The sequence below is a fragment of the Capnocytophaga sp. oral taxon 324 str. F0483 genome (assembly GCF_000318315.2).
GTDB classification, from domain to species: domain Bacteria; phylum Bacteroidota; class Bacteroidia; order Flavobacteriales; family Flavobacteriaceae; genus Capnocytophaga; species Capnocytophaga ochracea.
This window is the reverse complement of sequence record NZ_KB291535.1, coordinates 97,552-107,308: the sequence shown is the minus strand read 5'-3', so window position 1 is coordinate 107,308 and position 9,757 is coordinate 97,552. Positions and strand designations below refer to the sequence as shown.

6 protein-coding genes are annotated in these 9,757 nt (G+C 39.4%); 4 read left to right on the top strand and 2 right to left on the bottom strand.

Annotated elements, in window-relative coordinates; translation table 11 throughout:
• Positions 1–329 precede the first annotated feature (329 nt).
• The 4 genes from HMPREF9072_RS10800 to HMPREF9072_RS10785 all read left to right on the top strand — a co-directional run bounded on the left by HMPREF9072_RS10800 (position 330) and on the right by HMPREF9072_RS10785 (position 4,358).
• Entirely contained in the window at positions 330–1,577 is a 1,248-nt protein-coding gene (locus HMPREF9072_RS10800; protein WP_009411752.1) for an ABC transporter permease, read from the top strand.
• A 226-nt stretch (positions 1,578–1,803) separates the two neighbouring features.
• Entirely contained in the window at positions 1,804–2,727 is a 924-nt protein-coding gene (locus tag HMPREF9072_RS10795) for a tyrosine-type recombinase/integrase (protein ID WP_002671087.1), read from the top strand.
• Between the two features lie 32 nt (positions 2,728–2,759).
• On the top strand, positions 2,760–3,050 hold the full coding sequence (gene hpf / locus HMPREF9072_RS10790; RefSeq protein ID WP_002671089.1) for a ribosome hibernation-promoting factor, HPF/YfiA family: 291 nt from the start codon (positions 2,760–2,762) through the stop codon (positions 3,048–3,050).
• Positions 3,051–3,164: 114 nt separating this feature from the next.
• On the top strand, positions 3,165–4,358 hold the full coding sequence (locus HMPREF9072_RS10785) for an OmpA family protein (RefSeq protein ID WP_009411751.1): 1,194 nt from the start codon (positions 3,165–3,167) through the stop codon (positions 4,356–4,358).
• 139 nt (positions 4,359–4,497) lie between these two features.
• Here the strand turns inward: HMPREF9072_RS10785 and ligA are convergent, their stop codons facing one another.
• Together ligA and HMPREF9072_RS10775 are read right to left on the bottom strand one after the other, a co-directional pair.
• Positions 4,498–6,486: an NAD-dependent DNA ligase LigA gene (gene ligA / locus HMPREF9072_RS10780; RefSeq protein ID WP_009411750.1), complete on the bottom strand. Its 1,989-nt coding sequence runs from the start codon at positions 6,484–6,486 to the stop codon at positions 4,498–4,500.
• A gap of 32 nt (positions 6,487–6,518) precedes the next feature.
• A complete protein-coding gene (locus HMPREF9072_RS10775) occupies positions 6,519–9,194 on the bottom strand; it encodes a putative LPS assembly protein LptD (protein WP_009411749.1) in 2,676 nt (891 codons plus the stop codon).
• Positions 9,195–9,757 lie beyond the last annotated feature (563 nt).

Sequence of the window (9,757 nt, the reverse complement as noted above, 5' to 3'; positions counted from 1 at the left end):
ATCTTGGACGATTGGTATAGGAAGGGTATATAAGAGGTTGATTGATAATATGATACAATAGGGTTAAAAATGGTAAAAACGGGGTTTCGAGGCGAAAGAGAGAGGAAGAGGTGATAGGCCTTAGGCCATAGGCAGTAGGGGAAGTATGACGGGAAAGGGGAAGTGTAGTGACGGAGAAAGTGAAGGTAATGTGGTGAAAACTTCTCGCTGGCTGTCTTCAAAAGAGGGTGTGTAGTGACGAAGAAGTGGAGGAAAGAAAAAAATATTTCGTATTTAATTAAAAAAAATAATGTACATTTGCAAAAAAGAAATACAAGTATAACTGACCTATGTTTATTTATTTGCAGCTATTAAAGGAGAGTTTTAACTTCGCAATCAAATCGTTGCGAGACAATAAGCTCCGCACTTTCCTCTCGTTATTGGGTGTAACGGTGGGAATCTTCTCTATTATATCGGTATTAGCGGCGGTTGATTCGCTGAATAGAAGTATTCAGGAGAGCCTTTCGGGGTTAGACAAGAATATGATAAACGTCTCTAAATTCTCTTTTGCTCCTACCGATGTACCCCGTTGGCAACGCTTGAACTTTCCGCAAGTTAGCTATCAGGAATATGAATTTATGAAGCGTGAAATACCTAATACTGAAGCTGTGGTGTATGAATTGTTTGGGGTATTTTCGACGATAAAATACAATGGCAAAACGATTCCGTCGCCTACTATACAATCTACTTCGGCAGGAGTTGAACAAATAAGTGATATTAGGATAGAAAAAGGTAGGTTTTACAACGAAGCTGAAGCGAATGCCGGTACTGCGGTAGTTATATTAGGGCATAATCTGGCTGAACAGCTTTTTGGTGAGGAAGACCCTATGAATAAAGAGATACGCATTTTTGGTCGCCGACTCACAGTTATTGGGGTACTGAAAAAATATGGCGAACTGGGGGGAGGTCCCGATGATAATGCTTATGTGCCAGCTAATTTCGTAAGAGGATTTATGAATACAGGCCCACAAGGGCTACCCAGTGGAGTAGTGTTAAAGCCTAAAAAAGGAGTAGATATGGCGGAGTATGAAGCGGTATTGCGCCAGAAATTCCGTACTTATCGCGGACTCAAACCTGAGGATATAGATAACTTCTTTGTCAATAAAATATCGTCGTTTACCGATATGATAGACGAGACGATTAGTATGATGAACGTTGTGGGCTGGATTATAGGAGGCTTTTCAATCTTGGTAGGGGGCTTTGGTATTGCTAATATTATGTTTGTGAGCGTGAAAGAACGCACGAGCCTTATAGGAGTACAAAAGTCGTTAGGAGCTAAAAACCAATTTATCTTGTTTCAGTTTTTGTTTGAAGCGGTGCTTTTGGCTATTATTGGTGGACTTTTTGGGTTGTTCTTTGTGTGGTTACTAACCTTTATAATTCCGAGCAGTAGTGATGGGTTTAACTTTGTGCTATCGTTTAAGAACGTAGCGATAGGCTTAGGAATCTCGTTTGTAGTAGGTTTACTTTCGGGTATTATACCTGCATCGTCGGCTGAACGGCTCAATCCTGTGGAAGCGATTAGAACCGGACAGTAATGTAAAGTGATTTCAATATATTTAGTAAGAAAAGAAATTTTATAGGAAGAAAAAGAGAAATATAACTCTCTCATTTTCTACAAGTAAAAAAATAATTAACAATTCATCTTAAAATTTAACACTTTTTTTATGGAGTATGTCAAAAATATTTACTTATTTTGTAGCGAAGAAAGGTGAGAACCTTGCTTGAAAAACTGAGTTTACTAATCAACTAAATTTTTAACCTATGTCTATCAACGCCTTTATTATTTATCTTTCGATAGAGATGAAATATTCTGACCATACAGTTGAGGCTTATAAACACGACCTTAGGAGTTTTGAGAAGTTTATTAAGAGTCTATATGAGGAAAAAGGGGAAGATTGCTGTTTGGAACAAGCTGACCAAGAAGATATAAAGAAATGGATTATACACCTATCGGATGAAACTATTTCATTTAGGAGTATCAATAGGAAGTTATCGGCTTTAAAGACTTATTACAATTTTTTGAAGAAGACGAAACAGATAGAAATAAGTCCGTTTGAGAAAGGCATATTTTTATTGAAAACGGAGAAGAAGCACAAGTTGCCTTTTTCGGAAGCTGAGATTGAAAAGGTGTTGTCCTTTTTTTCATCGAAGGACTCATTTGATGAAGTGAGAAATAGGGCAGTGATTGAGACGCTTTATGCTACGGGTATACGTCGCTCAGAGTTGTCTGGACTGAAAGTAAGCGATGTGGATTTTGAGCAAAAACAAATAAAAGTGCTTGGGAAAGGTGATAAAGAGCGGTATATACCTATTATTCCTGAGCTTGAAAATACTCTTAAAGAATATTTAGTTTTAAGAGAAGAGGTAAAGAATGAAAAAAGCCAGGATTATCTATTTTTAGTAAAGAATGGTAAAAAGATATATTCGACGCTGGTATACAGAATTATTAATTCGTATTTTAGTGTTGTAACAACAAAGAAAGATGTGAGTCCTCACGTATTGAGACACTCATTTGCGAGTCATTTGTTAGATAATGGAGCAGACCTTTATACTGTGAAGGAACTACTGGGGCATTCCAGCTTGGCTTCTACCCAAGTGTATACGAACACCAGCTTGGCTGAACTCAAAAAGCAGTATAAGAAAGCACACCCTCGGGCAAAAGGCAATAGCAATGAGGAAGAATAATTGAATTGTTAAACCTTAAATTTGTAAACATTATGAAAGTACACGTACACCCAGTTGATTTTACAGTCGACCAAAAATTAGTAGACTTTATTCAGAAAAAACTTGATAAGCTCGATAATTTTTACGATAGGATTATCGAAGCAGATGTGCATTTGAAGTTGGAAAATACCAATACCAAAGAAAATAAAATAGTAGAAGTGAAAGTACATATCCCAGGAGAAAGTCTTGTGGTAAAGAAACAGTTTAAGACTTTTGAAGAAGGGGTTGATAGTGCTATCACACCATTGGAAAGAATGTTATTAAAACACAAAGATAAGCACTAAAAACTTATGCAATAGAGAAGAGCAGAAGTTTTAAAGTTTGTTAAAAACTTTTTGAATACAAAAAAAAGTTATACCTTTGCCCCAGTTTTTGTATAATTATAAAATCAGAAAGTAATGAAAAGAAGCATTTTACTATTGGCTTCATTGGTTTTCTTTGGAGTCCAAGCACAACAGAATGACTATAACAAATGGTCTATTGATATAAACGGAGGGTTTAATAAACCTACCACTCCTTTTACAAGTGGGTATAGTACTAATACGCCTAATTTATGGAGCACAAATGCAGGTGTGCGCTATATGGCAAACAACAAGTTTGGGGTTCGCTTAGGCGGTGGTTACGACGTTTTTAAGAATGATGACGATACGCCTAATTTTGAATCTAGACTTTGGAATGTAAATTTACAAGGGGTTGCAAACCTTGCGAGTGTTCTTAGCTTTGAAGAATGGACTAGTGACTTAGGATTACTATTGCACGCAGGTTTTGGATATTCACAGCTTAATAGTGATTATATTTCTAAACCTGACCAAATAGCATTTCTTACAGTAGGTCTTACTCCTCAGCTGAGAATTTCTAACCGTATAGCCTTTTTGCTTGATGCCTCAATATACATCAATAGTAAGCAACAACTTACTTATGACACAAAATCAGCTAATGGACAACAAGGCTTCCAAGGAAACCACTTTACTCTTACTGCTGGTTTAAATATTGCTCTCGGTAAACACGGTAAACACGCCGATTGGGCAGCAGCTTCTAAAAAAGACGAATTAGAAGAAGTGGCTCAACGCGTAGCTAACCTTGAAAATAACGTTGCTGACTTGAAGAGCGAAGTGGCTAACAAGCAAAACAAAATGAACGATGCTAATGGAAACAACGTTCCTGATGAAATTGAAAGCTACTTAAACGACAATTATAAAGCAAAAGATAAAGTAGGTGAAAACGGAGAAGTAAAAGATGATGATGTAGCTGCTGACCTTATCAGAAAAGGTTATATCAATGCTTACTTTGATTTTAATTCATCTAAACCACAGATATCATCTTCTTGGGCTGTAGATTTTGTAGCTAAATATATGAAATCTAATCCTAATGCACACATTAATATTAATGGTTACGCTGATGAATTAGGAGGTACTCAGTACAACCAAACTTTATCACAAAAACGTGCTGATGCTGTGAAAGATTTGCTTGTGAAAGCAGGTATTGATGGCTCTCGTATTACTGCCGAAGGAAAAGGAGTAGATGCAAGTGTTGATAAGAACTCTTCAAGAGCACGTCAGTTAGCTCGTAAAACAACTTTTGAATTGAAATAGTAAGTATAATCGACTTAGAATAATAATGACAAATGCCCCCAAAAGATAGTACTTTTGGGGGCATTGCTTTTTATGAGAAGGTTTATTTATTTTAACAAATAAAGAGAGGGCTATAGCATAAAAGGATATCCAACTCTACTTACAAAATCATTGCATTAAATTCTTCTTCACTAATCATCTTCACACCTAATTGCTCGGCTTTTTCTTTCTTACTTGGTCCCATATTATCGCCTACTATCACGTAATTAGTTTTAGAAGAGATAGACGACCCTACTTTACCTCCGTGTTGTTCAATAAGGGCTTTGAGTTCCTCCCGTGAATACAAGTGAAAGACCCCAGAGACTACAAAGGTAAGCCCTTTGAGGGTATCAGTTTGACCTTTGGTGGCTTGTTCATTAATCGAAAACTGCAAGCCATAGCCTTTGAGCCTATCGATGAGTTGACGGTTGTAGTCATCAGCGAAGAAGTTTACTATACTGCTAGCTATTTGGTTCCCTATTTCATCTACTTCCACCAACTGTTCGATAGTGGCATTTTCTAGGGCTTCAATCGTTTTGTAGTGGCGTGCCAGCTTCTTGGCAACAGTCTCACCTACATACCTAATCCCCAAAGCAAAAAGCACGCGTTCAAAAGGTATTTCTTTTGATTTCTGAATACCTTTAACAATATTCTCAGCACTCTTTTGTGCCATACGCTCTAAGGGAAGTAATTTCTCTACGGTTACCTCATAGAGGTCAGCATAAGTATGGATAATACCGGCACGGAAGAGTTGTTCTACTGTCTCTTCACCTAAGCCTTCTATATCCATTGCTTTGCGTGAGATAAAATGCTGAATCTTACCTGTAATCTGGGGCGGACAGCCATAAGCATTAGGACAGTAGTGTTGCGCTTCGCCTTCGTTACGCACCAACTCGGTACCACATTCAGGACAATGGGTGATATATTTCACGGGCTGAGCATCTGCTTCGCGCTTATCTAAGTTCACGCCTACAATTTTAGGGATAATCTCCCCGCCTTTTTCTACATATACCGAGTCGCCTATGCGAATATCAAGCTTTTCAATCTGGTCAGCATTATGCAATGAAGCGCGTTTTACTACGGTTCCCGCTAGTAACACGGGTTTGAGATTTGCCACTGGAGTAATAGCTCCCGTACGTCCCACTTGGTAGGAAATACTCTCTAAAACAGTGTCTACTTGTTCTGCTTTGAACTTGTAAGCCATTGCCCAACGCGGCGATTTTGAAGTATATCCTAACTCTTCTTGCTGGGTAATACTATCTACCTTTACCACTACCCCATCAGTTTCATAAGGCAAAGTGTGGCGTTTGGTATCCCATTCATTGATAAAGTCCATCACTTCGGCAGTAGAATGGCACAATTTGGAAATATTAGGTACTTTAAAGCCCCATTCGCGCGCTTTTTCTAAACTCTCAAACTGACTCTTTATACCTGTGTTCCCTACCAAAAAGTACAACAAGCAATCCAAACCTCGTTTAGCAACCTCGGCAGTATCTTGCAATTTGAGACTACCGCTGGCGGTGTTACGAGGGTTCATAAAAGGGTCTTCGCCAGCTGCTATACGTTCCTTATTGAGGTTTTCAAAGGCTTTTTTAGGCATTACTATCTCCCCGCGAATGTAAAAACGTTCAGGGTAATCGCCTTTTAGTTGCAAGGGTACTGAACGAATCGTACGCACATTGGCGGTAATATCGTCACCCTGAATACCATCTCCACGAGTAGTAGCTTGTTTAAGCTTGCCATTTTCGTACAACAAATCTATAGAAGCACCGTCGTATTTCAGTTCGCAAGTAAAGTTAATTTGGTCACTGCCCAACGTCTTGATAATACGCTGTTCCCATTCCTCTAAGTCTTCCTTAGAATAAGAGTTATCTAACGAGTACATACGGTATTCGTGTACTACGGTTGGAAAACTTTTAGTAACAGAACCTCCCACGCGTACAGTAGGCGAATTCTCATCGTAAAACTCTGGGTATGATTGCTCTAAGGCTTGTAGTTCTTTGAGCTTTTGGTCGAACTCATAATCCGAAATCGTAGGTTTATCCAGCACATAGTAGTTATAATTGTGCTCATTGAGTTCCTCCCGAAGTTGTTGTATCTTTTCTTTCATAATTTTCCTTGTTACCTTTTACCTCTTACCTTTTACCTTAAGACCCTATCCGGCTCTTTGTTCTTCTCCCATTTTAGGTCTGAAAGCATTGAGGCTTTGATGCCGATAAAGAAATACCACGAACTGCGATAACCGAACGGAGTGAACTGAAAACTCATACGGAAACTGCTCAAATCGCGCTCAAAACGTAATTGGGTATAGGTGAATCCTTGGTTTACAAAGTCATAACCGCTCGAAACTCCTACCTGCCATTTGGGCGTGAGCGATACGTTCCCTGAGAACATTAGCGAGTTGTTGGATATCTTATTTTCGCGTGCCTGATTGCTATAAGTAAGCGAGTGTGCTAAGGTTATGTCCCAAGGGATAACTGCCTTGTAAAAGGTCTTCTTCTCATCTTTATCCTCGCCTTCTTTGCGGTTCTTATCCATATCCTGCACTTCGCTTAGTGGTTTCGACGACCCAAAGAGGTCATCAGTACGTCCTCCCGCTACGTTACCCGTCTGTTTGTCTTTATTCTTGTCTTTTTTATCTTTGTTCGAGAATGAATAGTTGGTAGAAATATTGGCGTTAGTAAGCCTAAAAAGACTACCGCCGTTGTCTATATTCCATTTCTCCATTTGTCGTCCGTTATTGTCTATTGCATAAGGGTTGAGTGTTGCCCCAAAGTTCACCCCGAGCTTCCCGTTGAAGAACGAAGTACCCCCTGTAATGTTCAGCGGACTAAACTGCTTGGTAATTACGTTGTAGTTAGAACTGAAATTGAGACTGTTCAAGAGCATTACCTTTTTCGGCTCAGCATCAGTGCTATCTTTTTGTTTCACTTTGGCTTCAAAGGTGTTTGCCAATGAGAACCCTATCGATTGCGACTCACCCAAACTTGGCGTACCGTAGATACCTCCCTCAAAACGAGTGTATTGTGAGCGGTTGCCATAAGCGTCCGAAATGTAATAATCGTAATACTGGTCAAAAGAAGGATTATAACCATAACTCACCGAGGGTCGCATCACGTGACGAATAGCTTGTATTTTAGCGTTCTTGCCAAAACGGAAAGTACCGTAGATAGTTGTACCGAGACTCGCCCCGAGGTTGTACGTCATAAAACGGTCAAAACCGCTGAGGGTGTCAATGCCCACCTTGCCCGTATTGCTGTTGAAGTCCTTACGGCGAATTGTCTTAAATTGCCACGTCTCGTTTACTGATGAGTTCAACCCTAAGGTAACGTATTTAAATAGCTTAGCAGTTGTACTCACTGGTATAGAGTGTCGCACCCCGTTTCTCGCCTCGTCAAACATTTTTTTAGTAAAGAACAAACTGTCATAGGTCGAAAAACGGTTATCAGCTTGCATACTGTACTGGAAATTCAAACTCTTGATAAGTCCTTTCTTCGTTTGTCCTTCACGGGCAAAAGGATAAATGCGCTCCATACTCGCACGCATCGAAGGGAGTGTCATATCAATACTTTTCGTATTCGTATTTTGTGAATGCGATGCCGATAGCGATAAGTTAATCGAAGGATACGCTGGGAACGTCTTGGAATACGAGATAGACGACATCATCGTATTGTTCAAAAAGTTCGACGTATTCGCTTGATTGTAGGATTCTTGATAATATCTACTGTTGCTCGATAGGTTCACCGAAGCCGAAAAGTTGGAATTAGGGTTGGCTTTGCCGTCTTTGGAATGCGACCACTGGATATTGTACATACGGCTACCTGAATAGTCAGGTAAACCCTTCATACTGTATATGTTATTCTCAAATGAAAGATTGAAGTTCCCTGAATACTTGTAACGCTTCACATAAGCCGATTGTGCCCTAAGCCCATAGCTACCATTGGTATAATAGTCACCCGTAAGCGAAAGGTCAAAATTGTCGCTAATTACAAAGTAATAACCTATGTTCTGCAAAAAATAGCCACGGTTATTCACTTCTCCAAAGGTAGGAAAGATAAGCCCCGAAGTGCGTCCCGATACCATAGGGTAATAAGCGAACGGAATAGCCAAAGGCGTAGGAATATCCACGATATACATATTGCTAAACCCTGCGATAACCTTCTTCTTAGGCACGAACTTCGCTTTGCGCACTTTGATGTAATAATCAGGGTCGTCGAGGTCTTCGGCAGTAGTGATAATCGCGTTTCTCATAAAGTAAGTAGAGTCATTCTCCTTCTTGATGATTTCGCCTTTTATGTTGTTTTCGTCCTGCTTGGTATAAGCATTGCGGATAATCGCCTTCTGGTTGCGGTAATTAAAACGTATCGAATCGGGCTCTATTACATCACTACCTTGCTTAAATACAGGGTGTTGGGTATATTCTCCCACGCTGTCTTTTAGGCGTCCGGCATACACTTCGCCTTTCTCATAGTTAATCACGTCTATTCCCGCAGTGATGTCAATATCAGTATATTGCACATTAGTTTCGTTGTACAAAATGATTTCGTTCTTCACCTTGTTGAACACAATACTGTCCTTAGCCTTGTATTTCACAATGTCTTCCAAGGCATTCTTAGGTTTTTTAATCGTATCGTTTTTAAGGGAATCTTTAGCTTTTTCCGAAGGTTTCTTAGGCTTGATACGTCGCCCACGGCGGTCGTTTTTAGGCTCTACAGTATCTTTTTTGATAGTATCGCGCACTGCCCACGGAGTTGTATAGTGAAAACCACCCGACTTAAAGGCGAATGATTCCGCATACCAAAGACAGGAGCTTACCACTAATAAGCTGATAATGAAAGTGAGTTGACGTTTATAATGTAACAAAGTTCTTTCTGTATAGTTTTATTGAGGGGTCAAAAATACAACTTTTTTTTGAATTAACTGCTATCTACGAAAAAATCAACTCCCAAAACACAAGATTTTACAAACAATAGCCCTTCACTATAACGTTGCCACACTCACCCTTTTTTCTTTGTGTCGTTACGCCGGAGATACTTGGAAAGTCTCAAAATCGCTTTTGCATCGCAAACTTTTCCATAATTTAAAACTTTAGTAAAGTTAAAATCTCCTCCACTTTTCCCCCACTTTCTCTGTCACCACACCCCTACTAAACTCCTCCCACAAATTTGCTAATTTCCAAATTTTCTAATTTGCTAATTCCCTTTTCCGTCGCTACATTCCCCCTTTGAAGGGGGTTAGGGGGATGTTATCCCCTAGTGCCTATGGCCTAAGTCCTAGCACCTCTTCCTCTTTCTTTCGCCTCGAAATCCCGTTTTTAACATTTTTAACCCTATTGTATCATATTATTAATCAACTATTTATATACCCTTTCTATACCAATC

Bases quoted from the DNA above. Each gene is read 5' to 3' on its own strand.
- HMPREF9072_RS10795 (WP_002671087.1), top strand. From the start codon at position 1,804: ATGTCTATCAACGCCTTTATTATTTATCTTTCGATAGAGATGAAATAT.
- HMPREF9072_RS10800 (WP_009411752.1), top strand. From the start codon at position 330: ATGTTTATTTATTTGCAGCTATTAAAGGAGAGTTTTAACTTCGCAATC.
- ligA (WP_009411750.1), bottom strand. From the start codon at position 6,486: ATGAAAGAAAAGATACAACAACTTCGGGAGGAACTCAATGAGCACAAT.
- hpf (WP_002671089.1), top strand. From the start codon at position 2,760: ATGAAAGTACACGTACACCCAGTTGATTTTACAGTCGACCAAAAATTA.
- HMPREF9072_RS10785 (WP_009411751.1), top strand. From the start codon at position 3,165: ATGAAAAGAAGCATTTTACTATTGGCTTCATTGGTTTTCTTTGGAGTC.